Here is a 19,066-nt window from a genome sequence, read left to right on the forward strand (position 1 = left end):
GGCTTTTTCATGCCACCTTCACGTGCAGACTCAGTTGCCAGGCCCATAGCGCTCGACGATGGCCGTCGCCGTCATCGGGCGTGCCAGCAGGTAGCCCTGATAACTGTCGCAGCGCAATCGCTTGAGCCCCTCGAACTGCGCCTGTGTCTCGACACCTTCCGCCACGATCTCATGCCCCATCGAATGCCCCAGACTGATGATGGCACCTACCAGCTGGATGGCCTGCTCATTGGCTCCCTGCTCGCTGGCCACCTGACCGCCGCGCCCTTGCTCGGACGCATCTTCCGCCAGGGCGTCCATCTTCATCACGAAGCTGCGGTCGACCTTGAGCACATCCAGCGGCAGGGAAGACAGATAGGACAGTGACGAGTATCCCTGCCCGAAGTCATCCAGCGCCACACGCACACCAAGCTCCCGCAGCGCTCTAAGCACGCTGAGCCCACCCTCCATGTCCTGGATCAACAGGGTCTCCGTGACCTCGACCTCCAGGCGCGTCGGCGCGAGATTCTGACTCTCGAGCACGCTGATCACTTCATGCTCATAGCCCGAGGTCAGCTGGCGCGCCGAGAGGTTGACGGCCATGCGCGGCATGTAAAGGCCGCTTTCCTGCCAGCGCACCATCTGGGCGCAGGCCTCTTCCAGCACGAAACGCCCCAGCCGGAAGATGAGTCCCGTCTCTTCCGCGAGCGGAATGAACTGGGCCGGAGAGATCATGCCCAGCTCAGGATGCTGCCAGCGCAGCAACGCCTCGACCCCCAGCAGCTCTCCCGCCGCGTTCAGCTGCGGCTGGTAGTGAAGGAAGAGCTGCTGGCGCTCGATGGCCTGACGCAGGTCCTGCTCCAGCGTCATGCGCGAGGCGACATGCTTGTCCAGCGAGGACTCCCAGCGCAGGGCATGATCGCCACGCGACTTGGCATGATAGAGCGCCACGTCCGCATTGAGCATCAACGCCTGGGCATCACCATCTGCCTCGGCCAGGGAGTAACCGGCCGTCAGGCTGATGATCAAGGGACGCCCGAGAATCGTGAAGGGGCGCTCCAGCTTCTGCTGGACATCGGCCACGATCTGCTCGGCTTGCTCGCCGACCTGAGGGAAGTAGAGGCCGAACTCATCCGCCCCGAGACGCGCGACCAGGCCACCGGGCGGCAGGATGCGCCGCAGGCGCTCACCGATCGAGACCAGCAGCTGATCCCCCGCCTCATGCCCCAGGCCATCATTCACCGTCGAGAAGCGATCGATGTCGGCATAGATCATCACGCCTCCGATCGCGACCCGCTCATCCGCCGCCGCCATGAAGGCCTTGCGGTTGTAGAGCCCCGTCAAGGCATCGTGGCGCGCCAGGTAGTCGAGCTGACGCTCCGACTCCTTGTGGGCGCTGATGTCCAGCAGCAGGCCTTCCCAGTAACGTACACCCTCCTCTCCCTCGATCATCACGCTGCGGTCCAGCACCCAGCGCTCGTGATCCGCGACGATTCTGAACACCTGTTCATGACGCATCTGAGCGCACATCGCCCAGTGACGCGCCGACGCGACGGACGGGCGATCCTCGGGATGGATCAGCTCATTGAGGGTGATGCCGGCCCCGACCAGAGACTCGGCCGAACGTCCGAACAATTCCGCGGCGCCACTGCTGATGAAGGTCAGCGTGCCGGTGTTGACCTCGATGCGATACACCACACCGGGCAGGTTATCCATCAAGGTCACCAGAGTACGCGAGCGCGCCGCCATCGATTCAAGCTCGCCCTCCAGCTCATCGTGGCGCTCACTGCGTTGCCGCTCGGCACGCGCGATCATCACGCCAAGCACCACCAGGAAGATGCCTCCCAGCAGCAGACCGAACCAGATACGCTGCCACCAGACCCACCACAGGCTCGAGACGGGCTGACTGACGACACTGAACAGCTTGAGTGGTGCGATAAAACTGCCCGCCGCCATGCGCGGACGGCCATCAAAGCCGTCCACGTGATAGCGCCGCACGCCACGCTCGGAGATGTACTTGCCCATGTTGGCCAGCGTCGGCAACGGCAACTTTCCCGTCACCCCCAGCGCGTGCTCCTGAGGGCTGGAAAACAGCAGCAGACCGTTGGTCGAGAACAGGCGCAGGCGCTGCCCGTCATCCGCCCCCGGATTGGCCAGCAGACTTCTGGACTCCGAGAAATCCAGGCACCCGATCAGCAGCCACGCCTTGTCCTCGAGCTGCATATGGCGATAGAAAGGCAAGCCGGGCTGGCCGGACCCGAGAGGCAATGCCGAACCGAACAACAGATTGCTTCTGCCGGGCAGGGATTGCGCCTCGGCCTGCGAGAGCTGCCACTTGCAGCTGCGCCCGACACCGATCTGATTGAGGCTGCTGCCACGATAATCGGCGAACGGCACCATCATCAGGGAGACCAGCGCCGGATGACGCCCCAGCGCACTCTCGAGCGAGCCTCTCCACTGTCTTGGTGTCTCCTCGTGCAACACACGCTCGAGCACCATCATCTCGCGTGCGACATCCGCCACGAGCTGTTCAGTCGAGATGTGCAGTTGCGTATCGAGCGCTTCGAGGCGTTGCATCTCCTGTTCGCGGACATCAAACCATTGTCCCGCCAGAAACAGCCCGCCCAACACCACCAGCAAAGCGACATTGATGCCAAGGATGCGCCACAGTGAATGTGTGCCTGGTTGACGCGAGGTAATCGGGTCCACATAGCCACCAATGAGGAAGGGAAATGACCGCTTAGCGTAGTGCAACAGAATGAAACATTCTGTTGCACGATACAACTGTCTACTGCCATAGCCGGTCGTTTCACTGTCCCTCAACGACAGAAGCCCCGCCGGAACACCGGCGGGGCTTCATCTACTGCGGGAAGTCAGCGAGGGAGTGTCAGGCAGCGAACCCTTCGCTCATGTCACCCATCGATTCACGCAGCTTCTTCATGGCGTTCTTTTCCAGCTGACGGATACGTTCTGCCGAGACACTGTAGATGTCTGCCAGCTCGTGCAACGTCGCCTTGTTGTCGCTCAACCAGCGCTGCTGGAGGATATCGCGCGAACGCTCATCCAGTGCTGCCAGTGCCTTGAGCAGACGCCCGTGGGAGTCATCTTCCAGATCCTGCTGCTCGACCTGAGCCGCCGGATCGAGACTGTGGTCCTCGAGATAATTGACCGGCGCCTGGTAAACGGAGCTCTCGTCATCACTGGGACCCGCATCGAAGCCGGCATCGTGAGCCGAGAGACGACTTTCCATCTCGCGTACCACCGATGGCTTGACGTCCAGGTCGCCTGCGATGGCGTCCACTTCTTCATTGTTCAGCCATGCCAGACGCTTCTTGGCACCGCGAAGATTGAAGAACAGCTTGCGCTGGGCCTTGGTGGTCGCGACTTTCACGATGCGCCAGTTGCGCAGCACGAACTCGTGAATCTCGGCCTTGATCCAATGCACGGCAAAGGACACGAGGCGAACGCCCTGATGGGGATCAAAGCGCTTGACCGCTTTCATCAGGCCGACATTGCCTTCCTGGATCAGGTCCGCCTGCTGCAAGCCATAGCCGCTGTAGCTGCGCGCGATATGTACCACGAAACGCAGGTGCGACATGACGAGTCGACGGGCCGACTCCAGATGATTCTCTTCATGCAACCGCAGGGCAAGCTCATGCTCTTCTTCAGCAGTAAGCACAGCGATACGGTTCACCGACTGGATATAGCCGTTTAGATCTTGACCCGGTGACAGGTGGCCAAGTGGCTGAAGACTGGTGCTCATAATGCAGATGTCTCCATGGTTGCCTAACACGCATGCAAGTAGTGAGACTGTGAAGGTTGCGACAGGTTCCCGTCAATAGCTGTACATGACGTGTACAATTGTCATGACGAGTAGCGCTTCGTAACGCCAGCGGGTGTGCGGTACGTTTAACTACCCACCAGCCCCTTCACTGACGCCCGGCGCAATTGTTGCCGGAGCGTAACTGATGACCTTTCTGGAGAGGAACACTGGCGGAAAACCGCGAAAAAAGATCGGCATCAGCGCGGAGAAATACTCGCCAGATGACGTCCGACCGCGATCCAGGCCCCCAACCAACCCAGTATTGTACTCGAAAACAGCAGCGTGGTACCCCCTGTGATGCCCAGTGCGGGCAACACATAGTTGCCGCCATAACTTTGTACAAGAGCCGTCACGGGTGCCGCCAACCAGTTACCGCCAAGCGCCAGAATGCCACACGCCAGCAACCCGCCGCCCAGGCCATACCAGGCACCGCTATAAAGGAAGGGACGCCGCACGAAGGCGTGGGTCGCACCGATCAGGGTCACGACCTCGATCTCCTGCCGGCGACTCTCCACCGACAGCCGGATGGTATTGCCTACCACCAGCAGCACCCCCAGTCCGAAGAGTAGCGCAAGTCCCAGCGTCACTTTCTGACCCAGCTCACTCAATTGACGCAGACGCTCCAGCCACGCCAGATCCAGTCGTGCACTCTCGACGCCCGGCTCGCCCTCGAGGCGTGCGGCAAGATCGCGGACGGATTCCGGCGAGGTATCCAGCGGCGTGATGACGATGCTGGCCGGCAAGGGGTTGTCGTCCAGCAGGCTCAGTGAGCGCTTGAGATCGAGTGCCTGGGCGAATTCCTGCATGCCCTCGGCGGCAGTGATCAGACGTACGCCTCCGACGCCCGGGGCGCCGCGCAGCGAGTCCGACAGCGTCAGTGCCTGGCTCTCGTCGACCGACGTCTCGAGATAGAGGGTGAGCTGAGCGCTGTCATTGAGCTCATTGTCCAGCAGGCGCGCACTGTCCAGCGCCAGCCACAGCGCGGCAGGCAGTGTCAGCGCGATGGCGATCGCCAGCATGGTCAGCAGGCTGGCGACCGGAGTGACCAGCAGACGGCGTGCACTGTCACGCGCCATGGCGCCATGATGACGCAGCCAGCTGCGATAGCGACTCTCGACGGAAATCCGGCTGGAGCGCGCGCCCTTGCGCGCCTGACGCTCGACAGACTCCGTGGATTCGACAGCGTCCGAGGCGGCCTTGGCGGCACGACCTCTTCCCGCCTGGCGCTTGTCGGACGAGGACTCGTGGTGAGTGCGGGGAGGGCTCATCGGGCCTCCTTGTCGGCAATCAGGCGACCGTCGGAAAGCTCCAGCGTGCGATGGTGCAGACGCGCGATCAGCGCCAGATCATGACTGGCGATCATCACCGTGGTACCGATGCGATTGAAGTCCTCGAACAGACGCATGATATCGGTCGAGAGTTTCGGGTCCAGGTTGCCGGTCGGCTCATCCGCCAGCAGCAAGGCTGGCTTGTTGACCACCGCACGCGCGATGCCCACGCGCTGCTGCTCCCCCCCGGAGAGTTCGATGGGCAGCGCCTTCTCGCGATGCAGCAGGCCCACCTTGTCGAGAGCGGCACGCACGCGACGCGCCTGCTCGCGCGGCGTGACCCCCTGGATCATCAGGGGCAGCGCCACGTTGTGGAAGATGTTGCGATCGCTCAGCAGCTGATGGTCCTGAAAGACCACACCGATCTGGCGGCGGTAGTAAGGCACCTGCGAGGCATGCAGGCGTCCGATATCGTGCCCGGCCACCAGGATACGGCCACGCGAGGGACGCTCGAGGAGCATGATCAGCTTGAGCAATGAGCTCTTCCCTGCCCCGGAATGCCCGGTCAGGAACGCCATCTCGCCACGCTCGATGCGAAAATCGAGCCCGGCGAGTGCATCGAAGCGCCCTCCATAGCGCTTGCCCACATGCTCGAAGGCAATCATGCCTCGCGTGTCTCCGCGCCATCCGCCGGACGTGCATCCTCTTCCTCTCCGGCACGCGCGAACAGGGCGTTGACGAAATCGTCCGCCGCGAAGGGCCGCAGATCATCCACTCCCTCCCCGACACCGATGTAGCGAATCGGCAGATTGAGCTGCTTGGCCAGCGCGAAGATGATGCCACCCTTGGCGGTACCATCCAGCTTGGTCAGCGTCAGGCCGGTGATGTTGACCGCTTCATGGAAGGTGGAGGCCTGTGACAGCGCGTTCTGGCCGGTACCGGCATCCAGCACCAGCATCACTTCGTGGGGCGCGGCGACGTCCAGCTTGGCCATCACGCGCTGCACTTTCTTGAGCTCTTCCATCAGGTGGCTCTTGTTGTGCAGACGGCCCGCGGTATCGGCGATCAGGATATCGACGTTACGCGCCTTGGCGGCTTCCAGAGCGTCATAGATGACCGAGGCGCTGTCAGCACCGGTGTGCTGCGCGATGACCGGCACCTTGTTGCGCTCGCCCCAGACCTTGAGCTGTTCCACCGCTGCGGCACGGAAGGTATCGCCCGCCGCCAGCATCACGCTGCGGCCCTGGCTCTGGTAGCGCTTGGCCAGCTTGCCGATGGTGGTGGTCTTGCCGACCCCGTTGACCCCGATCATCAGGATCACGAAGGGGCCATCGCCCTTGGCCGGCAGCTCGAGATCCTTCGCGACCGGCGCCAGCATCACGCGCAGCTCTTCCTGCAGCGCTTCGTAGAGCGCCTGCGGCTCCTTCAATTCCTTGCGCGAGATACGCGCGGTCAGGTTGTCGATGATCTCGGTGGTAGCCTCGATGCCCACATCTGCCATCAGCAGCTGGGTCTCGAGGTCTTCCATCAGCTCATCGTCGATCTGCTTCTTGCCGAGGAACAGACTGGCGACACCCTCGGTCAGGTTGGCGCGCGTCTTGCCTAGACCTGCCTTGATGCGCGCGAAGAAGCCACGACGCGGCTTCTCACGTCCATCGCGCGCCGTATCGCGGGCATCCTCATCGTCCACCGTGGCATCAGCCTCCGCCACGGCGACTTCGGCAGCACGGGCCTCTTCTTCCAGGCGAGCCTGCTCCAGCGCGGCCTGTTCTTCGGCCTCGATGGCGGCCAGCTGCGCGGCAGCCAGGCGCTCTTCTTCTTCGCGGGCAGCCAGGCGCTCTTCTTCTTCGCGGGCGGCGAGGCGCTCAGCTTCAGCCTTCTCAGCTTCAACTCGGGCGGCTTCCTCGGCGGCGAGGCGCTCGGCTTCGGCTTTCTCAGCTGCCGCCTTTTCAGCCTCGACACGGGCGGCTTCCTCGGCGGCGAGACGCTCGGCTTCGGCTTTCTCAGCTGCCGCCTTTTCAGCCTCGACACGGGCAGCTTCCTCGGCGGCCAGGCGCTCGGCTTCGGCCTTTTCGGCTGCCGCCTTTTCAGCTGCAACCTTTTCAGCCTCGACACGGGCGGCTTCCTCGGCGGCCAGGCGCTCGGCTTCCGCCTTTTCGGCCTCTCGCCGGGCTGCCTGCTCGGCAGTGTCCTGCTTGCCTGAGTCCTGCTCGTGGGGCGTGGCATCTTGTGTCTGTTCAAGAGCCTGTTGCTCGAGGGCCTGCTGCTCGGAGGCTTGCTGCTCCTGAGCCTTGTGTTTCTTGCGCTTGAAAAAACCGAACATGGCGAGACAGTCCTGAACTCGTGAAAGTGGCGTCATCCTACCATCCCTTCAGGCCTTAAGGTACGCACCACGCGGCATCCGGCGTCGCACATGCTAGACTCGCGGCATGAAAAAACGCGCACCTCACAAAGGCCCCGCACGGGGCAAATCCTCAGCCCCCTCGCGCTCTGGCAAGGCAGGGCCAGCGGGGCGTCTGCGAATCATCGGCGGACGTTTCAAACGCCGCCTGCTGACCGTGATCGAGGCGCCCGGCCTGCGGCCGACGCCAGACCGCGTTCGCGAGACACTCTACAACTGGCTCGGCTTTCATGTCGGTGGCGCCAGAGTACTGGACCTGTTCGCCGGCAGCGGCGCACTGGGACTCGAGGCGCTGTCACGGGAGGCAGCCCAGGTCACCTTCGTGGAACGCGAGAGCCGTGTCGCTCGGGCGCTGGCCGACAACATCACGACCCTGAGCAATGAAGGCCCGCTGCCGGCGACGGTCATCACCGCCGACGTGATCCACTGGCTGCAGAGCGGCACCCCGCCCGAGGAGGGCGTGGATCTGGTCCTGCTCGACCCGCCCTTCCGGCTCGGACTCGCCGCCGAGAGCTGCGAGCTGCTCGAGTCGCGGGGCTGGTTGAGGGAGGGCGCCATGATATATCTGGAAGTCGAGGCGGAGCTGACGCCTCAGGTCCCCGCCAACTGGCAGCTGCATCGCGAGAGCCGCGCCGGCGACAGTCACGGACGCCTCTATCGACGCCAGCAACCGGCCTGAGCACCTTTCGCGCTTGTGTCGATAAAGGCAGCATCGTAGTCTGCCTGCAGGCGGGTATCGCTGCGCCGTTCCGGCAGGGACTGCCGGGGTGGCCGATCTTCATCGCACCAGCATTCACCGCATACTTTTACCGCCCTCAACGAACACCCTCGAGCCCTTGGGGCCCGACAAGGAGATAGCATGAGCACTGAACTCTTTACCCAGCTTGAGCAGAAAGTCGGCCAGGCGATCGACTCCATCGAGATGCTGAAGATGGAAGTTGATGAGCTGAAGGAAGAAAACCAGCGTCTGAGCGACGCCAAGCAAGGTCAGGGTGAGGAACTGGAGCAGCTGCGTCAGGCCAATGCGCGCCTGCAGGAAGAGCGCGACCAGTGGGCAAGCCGTCTGGAAGGCCTGATCGCCCGCTTCAGCGAGAACGAGAGCGAGACCCAGAGCGCCTGATCACTCTGGCCTTGCACGACAACGCCGCCGACAGTCTCCTGTCGGCGGCGTTGTCGTCTCTGTCAGCAGTCGCTTGCGATGTGCCCCAAAAGGCCAGCCTCTGAAGAGACGTCCTGCCGGCACCTCACTCCAGTGGCAGCGACATCAGCAGCGCATCTTCGCGAGTTCCCGAGGGCGCAGGAGGCAAGGCCGGGTAGTAGCCGCGCCGCACGCCATCCACATGGAACCCGGCATGCGCATAGAGCGCACGCGCCGCGTCATTGCCTGCGCGCACCTCCAGCAAAAGGCGTTCCAGCCCCGTGGCATGATGCCATTGTCTGGCGCGCTCGATCGCCGCCTGCAACAGGGCCCGCCCGATGCCCTGACCGCGCAGGTCAGCATGCACGGTGATCGCCTCGATCTCGGCCTCGAAAGGGCCGCGCGCCAGTACCACGAATCCCGCCAACCGCTCAGGCGTGGCTGGCGCATGCCAGCCAAGAATGCAGCGTGAGGCATCGCTGAGCACATCCGCCAGCTGGCATCTGGAGAGCCCATGCGCCTGGGTGCTCTCGATGGCCTGCAATGCCGCCAGCGTCGCATCGTCCAGCACCAGCTTGCGCACCGCGCCCGTCTCGCCGTCGGCCCCGCTCATGACGACATGCCTCCCGTCATCCCGCGAGACCACGCCTTTCCCCAGCGAATCAGCAGCGGCCACAGCTGGCGCTTGGCATCACTGGAGCGCGCCAGCGTGGCAAGCTCGGGCCCCTGCCAGACGGGAATGTCCAGCAGGATTGAGGTTTCGGCGTCTCCCGAGGAGGAGGTGATGCCCAGCACCTCACGCAGGGTCGCGCAGTCTTCGCGATTGCCGAAGATCAGGACCCGCTCGGGCTGCCAATCACGGCGTGCGGGGCCATTCAGGAAGGCCCGCAATCCCTCCCGTGCCTCATCCAGCGGTGCACTGGCCTTGAGGTTCGCGAGCAATGGCCAGCGGAAGTGACTGAACGTCAGGTCTGTCGTCGGCGTGATGCCTGCCGCCCGCCACAATGCCTTCAGCAACGCCTCGCCTTCCAGATGCGGCGCCTCATCACCGGGCAACATGACCAACCAGCGTCCGTCGAGTGCTGCCAGCTGTACGCTGAATCGCAGCGGCGGGTGGTCGGCCGGAGGCGTGACCTGCGCCTCGACCACTGTCTCCGTCGTCGCCTGAGCAGGTGGCGTTCCCCAGGAGGCCGTGCTGCTTGACTCGCCCCCCGTCGCCACGGCCGTGGCCACGGAGGCCTCGGCCGGCGCCATGCCCAGAAGGGCGCGCGCACTGGCGGCAGGCGATGGTCCCGGTGCTCGCGCAGGAGCCGGCTCCGCCTGCGGCGAGCTCACCGTCGGTTGCGGCGCCTCTTCAATCAGCGCATGCAGACGTGCCTGAGGTGCCACCGGCTCAGCCATCACCGGTTCTGGCCATTCACAGGCCTCGGTGGGCAGCGCATTGGGCAGCTGATAGCGACCGACCCAGGCGGTCAGGCCCATGGCGTCCAGGTATTGCAGGCGTTGCGGTTCAGAGGTCATGGTCAGTGCTTGCCACCGCCCAGGCAGTTGGGGGACTCGGGAATCTCACCACCGCGCGCCGTCCATTGCTGCGGGGTATACAGATGCAACGCCAGCGCGTGGACGGGGCCGGCGAGCTCTTCATCCAGCAGGGCGTACAATAGCTGGTGACGCTTGACCGGCATCAGGCCGTCAAAGCGCTCGCTGACCAGCGTGACCTTGAAGTGCGTCTCGGAATTGGCCGGCACGCTATGCATGTGGCTCTCGTTGACGACCTCGACCATCAGCGGGTCGAGCGTCGCTAGCTTGCTTTCTATCCGGGCCTGGACGCTCATGCGCGATCTCCTTGAATGGGGCAGCCGCCGAGCGGATGGACGGCAGGTGAAATGAAACGACATGTCGGGAAAAGGGCGCTCCACGTGACAGGTACCGGGTGGCAGATACCACAGGGAAAGCCGCCACAGAACGCAAATGGCCCCGAGCACATTGCCCGAGGCCATTGTAACGCCTGTCGCGCTGACTGACAGCGCCGTCACGTCAACAGACGGCGCGCGACGGACTCAATCGAGATCCGCCAGCAGCTCGTCGTCCACTTCGCAGACTTCCAGCGGCGCCTCGTCATCCAGGTCAACGGCCAGGTAGCTGTGCTCGACGGTCAGGAAGCGCTCGAACAGCGCCTTGTCCATCGGCTCCGGCCAATGGCGGGTGTCTTCCTCCCAGGCGCGCAGCTCGCTTTCCAGCACGTCCAGCCAGCGCTCGGACACGAAGCCAGCCAGCGCTTCGCGAGTGTCCATCTCGGGAATCAGGTAGACGGTACTCTCCTGATTGACATCCTCCAGCGCCAGATCCTCACCTCCCTCACCTTCGGATTCCAGCGAGTTGATCCAGTCGACAAACGCCTGGGTCGGCTTGACGCTCAGGGCGGAACGGTTAAGCAGCTTCATTCTGCACTCTCCAGGACATTCAGGGGACAATTCCCAAGGCAGGACACCGCCATCGTGGGTGGCTCGACACAGCCGGCACACGCTCTCGCACGGTAGACCTCGACGATACTGTCATCAGCTTCAGCACCATGAAACGGCTGACTGACAGGACGCCGACCATTATGGCCGCTCGCAGGCAACAAAGCCAAGCACCGCCTCGCCTCATCCGTGACGATTGCGCCTCGGCCACCGCTCGTCGTCAGCCAATGTCGCCCTGCAGAGACCACGACGCCCCCGATCGAGGATCGGAGGCGTCGCAAGTGCCATCAGCGTGGTTCGTCACGATGACTCACCACGGGAGGCGAGCAGCGCGATCAGCCCTGTTGCGGACGCATCGCCGGGAACAGCAGCACATCGCGGATGGAGGCGCTGTCGGTCAGCAGCATCACCAGACGGTCGATGCCGATGCCTTCACCCGCCGTCGGCGGCATGCCGTATTCCAGCGCGCGCACGTAGTCGGCGTCGTAGAACATGGCTTCGTCATCCCCGGCATCCTTCTCGGCCACCTGAGCCTGGAAGCGCTCGGCCTGATCTTCGGCGTCATTGAGCTCCGAGAAGCCATTGGCGATCTCGCGGCCACCGACGAAGAACTCGAAGCGATCGGTCACGTGCGGGTTGGCATCGTTGCGACGCGCCAGCGGGCTGACTTCGGCCGGGTACTCGGTGATGAAGGTCGGCTGGTCGAGACGGTGCTCGGCGACGGCTTCGAAGATCTCGGTCTCGAGCTTGCCCAGCCCCCAGATCGGCTTGACCTGGATACCGAGACGCTCCGCCGTGGCGCGTGCGGCGTCGTAATCGGCCAGGTCGGCTGCGGTGATGCCATCGCCATACTTGATGATCGACTCGCGCATGGTCATCTGGATGAACGGCTGGCTCAGGTCGTACTCGCTGCCCTGACAGGTGATCTGCGTAGTGCCGAGCACTTCCTGGGCTGCGGTGCGGATCATGTCTTCGGTCAGCGCGATCAGGTCACGGTAGTCCGCATAGGCCCAGTAGAACTCGAGCATGGTGAACTCGGGATTGTGACGCGTCGACAGCCCTTCGTTGCGGAAGTTGCGGTTGATCTCGAACACGCGCTCGAAGCCACCCACCACCAGACGCTTCAGGTACAGCTCCGGGGCGATGCGCAGGTACATTTCCATGTCCAGCGCATTGTGGTGCGTGATGAACGGACGCGCGGTCGCGCCACCCGGAATCTGCTGCAGCATCGGCGTCTCGACTTCCATGAAGCCGCGGTCGCTGAGGAAACGACGGATGGAGGCGACGATGCCGGCACGCAGCGCGAAGGTGCGGCGTGACTGCTCGTTCATGATCAGATCGACATAGCGCTGGCGATAGCGCATTTCCTGGTCGGACAGACCGTGGAACTTGTCCGGCAGTGGACGCAGGTTCTTGGTCATCAGCTGGGCGCTTTCGATCATGACGTACAGATCGCCCTTGCCGGACTTGTGCACCGGGCCACTGGCACCGACGATGTCGCCGATGTCCCAGCCCTTGATGTCCTCGAGCAGCGCTTCCGGCAGGCCCTTCTTGTCGACATAGAGCTGAATCTGGCCGGAGACTTCCTGCAGCACGATGAAGGGGCCACGCTTGCGCATGATGCGCCCGGCGACGGCGGCCTTGCGGTCCAGCGTCTCCAGCTCGGCCTTGTCCTTCTCGCCCAGCTCCGCCTGCAGGTCAGCGGCGAGGCTGTCACGACGGAAGTCATTCGGGAAGGCGCTCTTGCCTTCGGCGGCGGCCTGCTCACGGCGGGCACTCAGCTTGGCGCGACGTTCGGCGATCAGGCGATTCTCTTCCTGAGCCTGTTCGGCGGCCTGCTGCTCATCAATGGCGGGGGTCTGCTCTGTCGACATGGAGGGGCCTGTCTCGTATCAAAGGGTCATGGCCAAAGCCACGACAGATCAAGATCAGCCTGGGGATAGCGCATCAGGACTGATCGCGATTCGGGAATTCGTGGCCTCCGCCGGCGATACCGGCGGAGGCGAATGGGCGCTGGTTCGCGAGTCTCCTCGCGATCAGAGCCCCATCTTGAGGCTGGCGACGATGAAGTCATCGAGATCGCCGTCGAGCACCTTGTCACAGTTGCTCGACTGGACACCGGTCCGCAGGTCCTTGATGCGCTGGTCATCGAGGACGTAGGAGCGGATCTGGCTGCCCCAACCGATGTCGGACTTGGAGTCCTCGAGTTCCTGCTTGGCGGCGTTGCGCTTCTGCATCTCGGCTTCGTAGATACGCGCCTTCAGCATCTTCATGGCGCGGTCACGGTTGGAGTGCTGGCTGCGCTCGGTCTGGCAGGCCGCCACGATCCCTGTCGGGATGTGGGTGATACGTACCGCGGAGTCGGTGGTGTTGACGTGCTGACCACCGGCACCGGAGGAGCGATAGGTATCGGTGCGCAGATCGGCCGGATTGATGTCGATCTCGATGTTGTCATCGATTTCCGGCGACACGAACACGGACGCGAACGAGGTGTGACGACGGCCGCCGGAGTCGAAGGGACTCTTGCGCACCAGACGGTGCACACCCAGCTCGGTGCGCAGCCAACCGAAGGCATAGTCGCCCTCGATGTGAATGGTGGCGGACTTGATGCCCGCGACTTCACCGGCACTCGCCTCGACGATCTCGGTCTTGAAGCCGTGATGCTCGGCCCAGCGCAGGTACATGCGCAGCAGCATGTTGCCCCAGTCCTGAGCTTCGGTACCACCGGAGCCGGCCTGGATGTCGAGGTAGGCGTTGTTGGCATCCATGTCACCGGAGAACATCCGGCGGAACTCGAGCTTCTCGAGACTGGCCTTGAGCTGATCCAGCTCGCGGACGACTTCGTCCACGGTGCCTTCATCCTCTTCCTCGACCGCCATCTCCAGCAGGTCAGCGCAGTCGGACAGGCCGTTGCTCATGTCGTCGAGGGTCTTGACGACCAGCTCCAGCGACGCACGCTCCTTGCCGAGTTTCTGCGCGTATTCCGGGTCATTCCAGACATCCGGATTCTCGAGTTCGCGAGTGACTTCCTCTAGCCGATCCTGCTTTTCGGCATAGTCAAAGATACCCCCTCAGGACTTCTGCCCTTTCGGACAGGTCCTTGATGAGGTTGGTGATCGGATTGATCTCTTGCATGGTCGTCCTGTCTTGAGGCGATGATGCGTGAATGGGGCGCGACAGCCCTGTCGAAGGGGACAGCCTGCGAGACGTTGTCCACTGGACACCTGCGCAGATCGACAGCGCGCGAAGCCCGATATTGTAGCCATTTCCCGGCGTGGCGACCATGCCCGCCCCATCATCCGTGGCCAGGTGGCCGAAGGACGCTCTCGGGTATCCGTCACGCTGCCCGCCAGCCGGCAGCTGCCTGCCTTCCATGCGACTGCGACCAAAGTCATTCAAACGGCTGTCAGCCCCGGAACGCCCGATTTTCCGTGCCTTGCATGGTGATCATCGAATGCATGCATGAGCTATCCATTTTTTAACATGGACAGCAGGCAGGAAAAGACTCGATGGTAGAAGGCATCACTCGTATTCCCCCTAACAACAATAGCGAGCCTCCCTACCATGGCACTACTGCACTCCTCGTCTCATGCGCCGGCCCTCCCCAAGCGCTTCGCGCTCAAGCGACTGGCAAGCTCCCTGCTGCTGGCCGGGAGCATCGCCGCTTCCCCGGGCCTCATGGCCGATACGCTCAAGCTGGCGATCATGGGGGAGCCGGCCTCGCTGGACCCGCAGCAGATCTCCGGCACCTGGGAAAATGACGTGGTGGGCGATCTCTTCGAGGGGCTGGTCACCGAAGCCGCCGATGGCGAGCGCATCCCCGGCGCGGCCGAGTCATGGCAGATTTCCGATGACGGCAAGACCTATACCTTCACGCTGCGCCAGGACGGCAAGTGGTCCGACGGTGAGCCGGTGACCGCCGAGGACTTCGTGTACGCGCTCAAGCGCATCATGACACCCGAGAATGCCTCGGATTACGCCTACATCCTGTATCCGATCAAGAATGCCAAGGCCATCAACAGCGGCGAGGCCGAGCCGGATACCCTCGGCGTGCGAGCCGTGGATGACCACACTCTCGAGATCACCCTCGAGCGCCCGACGCCCTACTTCCTGGACCAGCTCTCGCATTACACCGCCTACCCGCTGCCGAAACATGTGGTGGAGAAGTACGGCAAGGACTGGACCGACCCGGGCAAGATGGTCTCCAACGGCGCCTTCGAGCTGAGCGAGTGGCAGCCGCAGACCCGCATCGTCGCGCTCAAGAATCCTGAATTCCACGATGCCAAGGAGGTCGCGCTGGATGAGGTGATCTACTACCCCATCGAGGAGCGCAACAGCGCCCTGAAGCGCTTCCGCGCCGGCGAGATCGACATCGCACGCGAATTCCCCACCCAGCAATACGGCTGGCTGAAGGACAACCTGCCGGACGCCACCCACGTCGCGCCCTACCTGGGTATCTACTACTACGTGCTCAATTCACGCGACGGCCATGCCACGGCAGACCCGCGGGTGCGCGAGGCACTCAACCTCTCCATCCGCCGCAACATCATCACCGACAAGATTCTCGGCACCGGCGAAGTGCCGGCCTACAGCTTCGTGCCCACCGGCGTGAACCACTACGACATCCAGGAGATGCCCTTCAAGGACATGTCGATGGATGAACGCATGCAGAAGGCCAGGTCTCTGATGGAAGACGCCGGCTACGGCCCGGACAACCCGCTGGAGCTGACCCTGCGCTACAACACCAGCGAGGACCACAAGAAGGTGGCCATTGCCGCCGCCGCGATGTGGAAGCCGCTGGGCGTGAAGGTCAATCTGCTGAATGCCGAGGTCGCGGTGCACTACGAGGACATGCGCCAGGGCAAGTTCGATGTCGGTCGCGCCGGCTGGATCGGCGATTACAACGATGCCCAGAACTTCCTCAACCTGCTGGAAACCGGCGTGCCCAACAATTACGGCGCCTATTCCAACAAGGCGCTGGATGACGACATGCAAAAGGCCGCCGATACCCTCGACATGGATGACCGAGAGGCCCTGATGCAGGACGCCGAGCGCAAGGCGCTGGATGACTACGCCGTGTTGCCGATCTACTACTACGTGTCACGCAACCTGGTGAATCCCAAGCTCAGCGGCTGGCAGGGCAACATCGAGGATATCCACCGCTCGCGCTGGGTCTCGTTCTCCGAATGAGGCGAGCCTGCTGAGCCTCTGACCAGGCTCGCAGCTCTCTCGAATGTCATGGGTTCACGCGGCTGTCCACCGGGGCAGCCGCGTGGCATCTGCCAAGGATGGCACCAGAAGATGCCGTCGCGCCCCACGGGCGTGACAAGGAGTCGACGCATGTCCCCCACTTCCTCGATGCAATGCGCGGCAAGCCTCGGCGCAGGCCTGCTGCTGTCCGTTCTTCCCCTCTCCCTTGGCGCTTCCAGCAGCGCCATGGCCGCACAATCCACCAGCTCCACAAGCCCCGCAAGCCCCGCAAGCCAGGACGAACAGATCCTGCGCATCGCCAACGGCGCCGAACCCGGCTCGCTGGACCCGCAACAGACCAGCGGCACCTGGGAGACACGCATCGTGCGTGATCTGTTCGAGCCGCTGATCGCCTACTCCGCCGACGGCGAGCTGATTCCCGGGCTGGCAGAGCGCTGGGAGTCGTCCGCCGATGGACGGATCTGGACCTTCCATCTGCGCGCGGGGCTTGAGTGGTCAGGCGGCACGCCGTTGACCGCCGAGGATGCAGTCTTTGCGCTGCGCCGCCTGCTGACACCGGCTACCGCGGCCCACAACGCCACCCTCTACTACCCGATCGTCAATGCCCGCGCGGTGAATACCGGCGCGCTGCCCCCGGATCAGCTCGGCGTGGCCGCGCCCGATGCGCAGACGCTCACCATCACGCTCAGTCATCCGTCGGCAACACTGGCGCAGACGCTGGCGATGAGCGAAGCCGCCCCGCTGCCACGCCATGTCATCGTGGCCAATGGCGCTGACTGGACGCGGCCGGCCAACATGGTCACCTCGGGCGCCTTCGTGCTCAAGGAATGGGCGCCGCAGTCGCATATCACGCTGACACCCAACGCGCGCTATCACGGCGCACAGAACGTCACTCTCGACGAGGTGGTCTACCTGCCCATCGAGGAGAGCCATGCCGCGCTCAATCGCTTCCGTGCGGGTGAAGTCGAGATCGCCTATGGCGTACCCGCCAGCCACTACGCGTGGATTCAGGACAATCTGGCCGAGGCCCTGCACACCTACCCGATCCTCGGCGAGTACTTCTATGTCTTCAATCTGCGCGAGGGCTCGCCCGTGGCGGACCGGCGCATTCGTCGTGCGCTGAATCTGGCCACGCGCCGTGAGGTGATCACCGAGCGCATTCTCGGCATGGGCCAGATCCCCTCCTGGCATTTCGTGCCCGAGGCGTTGAGTGAACATCAGGGCGCGCGCTTCGACTTCGCTGACTGGTCGATGGACCGGCGCATGGCGAAGGCCCGCGAGCTGATGGCAGACGCGGGCTACGGGCCAGACCACCCGCTTGAGCTGACCCTGCGCTACAACACCCTGGAAGACCACAAGAAGATCGCCGTGGCGCTCGGAGCGATGTGGAAGCCGCTGGGCGTGCACGTGACGCTGACCAATACCGAGGCCGCGGTGCATTACCGGGATCTGGCGCTGGGCGATTTCGAGGTCGGCCGTTACGGCATGATCGCGACCATCGCCGATGCCTACGACTTCCTGAACGCCTTCAGCAGCGACAACACCTCCAACGCACCCGGGCTCAGCTCACCGGCCTACGATGCGCTGATCGAGGCGGCGGCCCGCGAGGGCGATGACGATGCTCGCCGGCAACAACTGCACGATGCCGAGCAGTATCTGCTCGACCACGATGTGGTGCTGCCGCTCTACGACTACGTCACCTCCAGTCTCGTGACCCCCGCCATCAGCGGCTGGGCCCCCAACGCGCTGGACGTTCACCCGAGTCGCTATCTGCATATCGACACCTCGCACTGACCGATGACAGCCACCCATAACAACGACACACCCGGGCAGCGGCCCGAACGGAGCACTGGATGCTGAGCTACACCCTCAAACGGTTGCTGCAGGCGATTCCCACCCTGCTGATCGTGATCACCCTGTCGTTCTTCCTGATGCGGGTCGCCCCGGGCGGCCCCTTCGATGGCGAACGCCGCCTGCCGCCGGAAATCGAGCAGAACCTGCGCGCGGCCTATCACCTGGATGAACCGCTGCCGATGCAGTACATCCGCTATCTGGGTGATCTGGTACAGGGCGATCTCGGCCCGTCCTTCAAGTACAAGGACTTCGACGTCAGCGAGCTGATCAGCCAGGGCTTCCCGGCCAGTCTGGAGCTGGGCATGTGGGCGATTCTGGCCGCGCTGCTGATCGGGGTACCGCTGGGGGTGATCGCGGCCATCCGGCGCAACTCGACGGCGGATTACGTGGTGATGAGTACCGCACTGGCGGGGATCGCGGTGCCCAACTTCGTGATCGCCCCGCTGCTGGCGCTGGTGTTCGGCGTGCTGCTCGGCTGGCTGCCGGCCGGCGGCTGGAATGGCGGCGCCTGGCAGAACCTGCTGCTGCCGGTGGTGGCACTCTCCATCCAGCAGATCGCCTACATCGCCCGCATGATGCGCGCCAGCATGATCGAGGTACTGGGCAGTCACTACATCCGCACCGCCCGCGCCAAGGGTCTGAGCGAGTGGAAGGTGATTCTGCGCCATGCCTTGCGACCGGCGATGCTGCCGGTGGTCTCCTACCTCGGCCCGGCCATCGCCGGGATCATCACCGGCTCCGTGGTGATCGAGCAGATCTTCGGCATTCCCGGCATCGGGCGCTATTTCGTGCAGGGTGCGCTCAATCGTGACTACACCCTGGTGATGGGCACGGTGGTCTTCTATGGCGCCTTGATCCTGCTGCTCAACCTGATCGTCGATCTGCTCTACAGCATGCTCGACCCGCAGATCCGCTACGACGACTGACCCG

The 19,066-nt window shown here is 63.6% G+C and carries 16 protein-coding genes; 5 read left to right on the forward strand and 11 right to left on the reverse strand.

All coding sequences use genetic code 11. From position 1 onward, the window contains the following. Positions 1-30: 30 nt before the first annotated feature. The 5 genes from BOH68_RS15955 to ftsY form a co-directional block, all read right to left on the reverse strand. Positions 31-2,688 carry a putative bifunctional diguanylate cyclase/phosphodiesterase gene (locus BOH68_RS15955; RefSeq protein ID WP_139345486.1) on the reverse strand — a complete coding sequence of 886 codons (2,658 nt, stop codon included), beginning with the start codon at positions 2,686-2,688 and terminating at the stop codon, positions 31-33. 178 nt (positions 2,689-2,866) lie between these two features. Next, positions 2,867-3,742, reverse strand: a complete 876-nt coding sequence (rpoH, locus tag BOH68_RS15960; RefSeq protein WP_065392478.1) for an RNA polymerase sigma factor RpoH — start codon at positions 3,740-3,742, stop codon at positions 2,867-2,869. 257 nt (positions 3,743-3,999) lie between these two features. After that, a complete protein-coding gene (gene ftsX, locus BOH68_RS15965) occupies positions 4,000-5,070 on the reverse strand; it encodes a permease-like cell division protein FtsX (RefSeq protein ID WP_077377751.1) in 1,071 nt (356 codons plus the stop codon). Further along, on the reverse strand, positions 5,067-5,735 hold the full coding sequence (gene ftsE / locus BOH68_RS15970; protein WP_077377747.1) for a cell division ATP-binding protein FtsE: 669 nt from the start codon (positions 5,733-5,735) through the stop codon (positions 5,067-5,069). The genes ftsX and ftsE overlap by 4 nt, the downstream gene beginning before the upstream one ends. After that, positions 5,732-7,393, reverse strand: coding sequence for a signal recognition particle-docking protein FtsY (gene ftsY, locus BOH68_RS15975; protein WP_077377744.1), 1,662 nt, complete (start codon positions 7,391-7,393; stop codon positions 5,732-5,734). Before ftsY ends, ftsE begins: the two co-directional genes overlap by 4 nt. A gap of 106 nt (positions 7,394-7,499) precedes the next feature. On the opposite strand from ftsY, the gene rsmD reads away from it, so the two are divergent. Together rsmD and zapB are read left to right on the forward strand one after the other, a co-directional pair. After that, on the forward strand, positions 7,500-8,150 hold the full coding sequence (gene rsmD / locus BOH68_RS15980; RefSeq protein ID WP_077377741.1) for a 16S rRNA (guanine(966)-N(2))-methyltransferase RsmD: 651 nt from the start codon (positions 7,500-7,502) through the stop codon (positions 8,148-8,150). A gap of 180 nt (positions 8,151-8,330) precedes the next feature. Beyond that, a complete protein-coding gene (zapB, locus tag BOH68_RS15985; protein WP_077377738.1) occupies positions 8,331-8,591 on the forward strand; it encodes a cell division protein ZapB in 261 nt (86 codons plus the stop codon). 124 nt (positions 8,592-8,715) lie between these two features. On the opposite strand, the gene BOH68_RS15990 is transcribed toward zapB, so the two are convergent. The 6 genes from BOH68_RS15990 to prfB form a co-directional block, all read right to left on the reverse strand. Further along, positions 8,716-9,222: a GNAT family N-acetyltransferase gene (locus BOH68_RS15990; RefSeq protein ID WP_077377734.1), complete on the reverse strand. Its 507-nt coding sequence runs from the start codon at positions 9,220-9,222 to the stop codon at positions 8,716-8,718. Then, positions 9,219-10,130 carry a hypothetical protein gene (locus BOH68_RS15995; RefSeq protein ID WP_077377731.1) on the reverse strand — a complete coding sequence of 304 codons (912 nt, stop codon included), beginning with the start codon at positions 10,128-10,130 and terminating at the stop codon, positions 9,219-9,221. Before BOH68_RS15995 ends, BOH68_RS15990 begins: the two co-directional genes overlap by 4 nt. Before the next feature lie 2 nt (positions 10,131-10,132). Next, a complete protein-coding gene (locus BOH68_RS16000; protein ID WP_077377728.1) occupies positions 10,133-10,444 on the reverse strand; it encodes a BolA family protein in 312 nt (103 codons plus the stop codon). Between the two features lie 225 nt (positions 10,445-10,669). Next, positions 10,670-11,053: a hypothetical protein gene (locus tag BOH68_RS16005; protein WP_077377725.1), complete on the reverse strand. Its 384-nt coding sequence runs from the start codon at positions 11,051-11,053 to the stop codon at positions 10,670-10,672. Positions 11,054-11,406: 353 nt separating this feature from the next. Next, positions 11,407-12,945 carry a lysine--tRNA ligase gene (gene lysS / locus BOH68_RS16010; RefSeq protein ID WP_077377722.1) on the reverse strand — a complete coding sequence of 513 codons (1,539 nt, stop codon included), beginning with the start codon at positions 12,943-12,945 and terminating at the stop codon, positions 11,407-11,409. Between the two features lie 162 nt (positions 12,946-13,107). Next, positions 13,108-14,206 (reverse strand): peptide chain release factor 2 gene (prfB, locus tag BOH68_RS16015; protein WP_103751451.1). Its coding sequence is split into 2 segments (ribosomal slippage): positions 13,108-14,130 and positions 14,132-14,206, totalling 1,098 coding nucleotides; the frame shifts between segments, so codons are not numbered across the junction. Positions 14,207-14,635: 429 nt separating this feature from the next. Here prfB and BOH68_RS16020 point away from each other — a divergent pair. From BOH68_RS16020 to oppB, 3 genes are all read left to right on the forward strand, one after another. Continuing rightward, positions 14,636-16,261: a peptide ABC transporter substrate-binding protein gene (locus tag BOH68_RS16020; RefSeq protein WP_077377718.1), complete on the forward strand. Its 1,626-nt coding sequence runs from the start codon at positions 14,636-14,638 to the stop codon at positions 16,259-16,261. A 150-nt stretch (positions 16,262-16,411) separates the two neighbouring features. Further along, on the forward strand, positions 16,412-18,076 hold the full coding sequence (locus tag BOH68_RS16025) for a peptide ABC transporter substrate-binding protein (RefSeq protein ID WP_258038308.1): 1,665 nt from the start codon (positions 16,412-16,414) through the stop codon (positions 18,074-18,076). A gap of 59 nt (positions 18,077-18,135) precedes the next feature. Then, on the forward strand, positions 18,136-19,062 hold the full coding sequence (gene oppB, locus BOH68_RS16030) for an oligopeptide ABC transporter permease OppB (RefSeq protein WP_077377715.1): 927 nt from the start codon (positions 18,136-18,138) through the stop codon (positions 19,060-19,062). The last annotated feature ends 4 nt before the right edge of the window (positions 19,063-19,066 follow it).

The sequence above is a fragment of the Cobetia sp. MM1IDA2H-1 genome (assembly GCF_002916775.2).
Taxonomy (GTDB): Bacteria; Pseudomonadota; Gammaproteobacteria; order Pseudomonadales; family Halomonadaceae; genus Cobetia; species Cobetia marina.

Coding starts and splice junctions, on each gene's coding strand:
- rpoH (WP_065392478.1), bottom strand. CDS start 3,742: ATGAGCACCAGTCTTCAGCCACTTGGCCACCTGTCACCGGGTCAAGAT.
- ftsX (WP_077377751.1), bottom strand. CDS start 5,070: ATGAGCCCTCCCCGCACTCACCACGAGTCCTCGTCCGACAAGCGCCAG.
- ftsE (WP_077377747.1), bottom strand. CDS start 5,735: ATGATTGCCTTCGAGCATGTGGGCAAGCGCTATGGAGGGCGCTTCGAT.
- ftsY (WP_077377744.1), bottom strand. CDS start 7,393: ATGTTCGGTTTTTTCAAGCGCAAGAAACACAAGGCTCAGGAGCAGCAA.
- rsmD (WP_077377741.1), top strand. CDS start 7,500: ATGAAAAAACGCGCACCTCACAAAGGCCCCGCACGGGGCAAATCCTCA.
- zapB (WP_077377738.1), top strand. CDS start 8,331: ATGAGCACTGAACTCTTTACCCAGCTTGAGCAGAAAGTCGGCCAGGCG.
- BOH68_RS15990 (WP_077377734.1), bottom strand. CDS start 9,222: ATGAGCGGGGCCGACGGCGAGACGGGCGCGGTGCGCAAGCTGGTGCTG.
- BOH68_RS15995 (WP_077377731.1), bottom strand. CDS start 10,130: ATGACCTCTGAACCGCAACGCCTGCAATACCTGGACGCCATGGGCCTG.
- BOH68_RS16000 (WP_077377728.1), bottom strand. CDS start 10,444: ATGAGCGTCCAGGCCCGGATAGAAAGCAAGCTAGCGACGCTCGACCCG.
- BOH68_RS16005 (WP_077377725.1), bottom strand. CDS start 11,053: ATGAAGCTGCTTAACCGTTCCGCCCTGAGCGTCAAGCCGACCCAGGCG.
- lysS (WP_077377722.1), bottom strand. CDS start 12,945: ATGTCGACAGAGCAGACCCCCGCCATTGATGAGCAGCAGGCCGCCGAA.
- BOH68_RS16020 (WP_077377718.1), top strand. CDS start 14,636: ATGGCACTACTGCACTCCTCGTCTCATGCGCCGGCCCTCCCCAAGCGC.
- BOH68_RS16025 (WP_258038308.1), top strand. CDS start 16,412: ATGTCCCCCACTTCCTCGATGCAATGCGCGGCAAGCCTCGGCGCAGGC.
- oppB (WP_077377715.1), top strand. CDS start 18,136: ATGCTGAGCTACACCCTCAAACGGTTGCTGCAGGCGATTCCCACCCTG.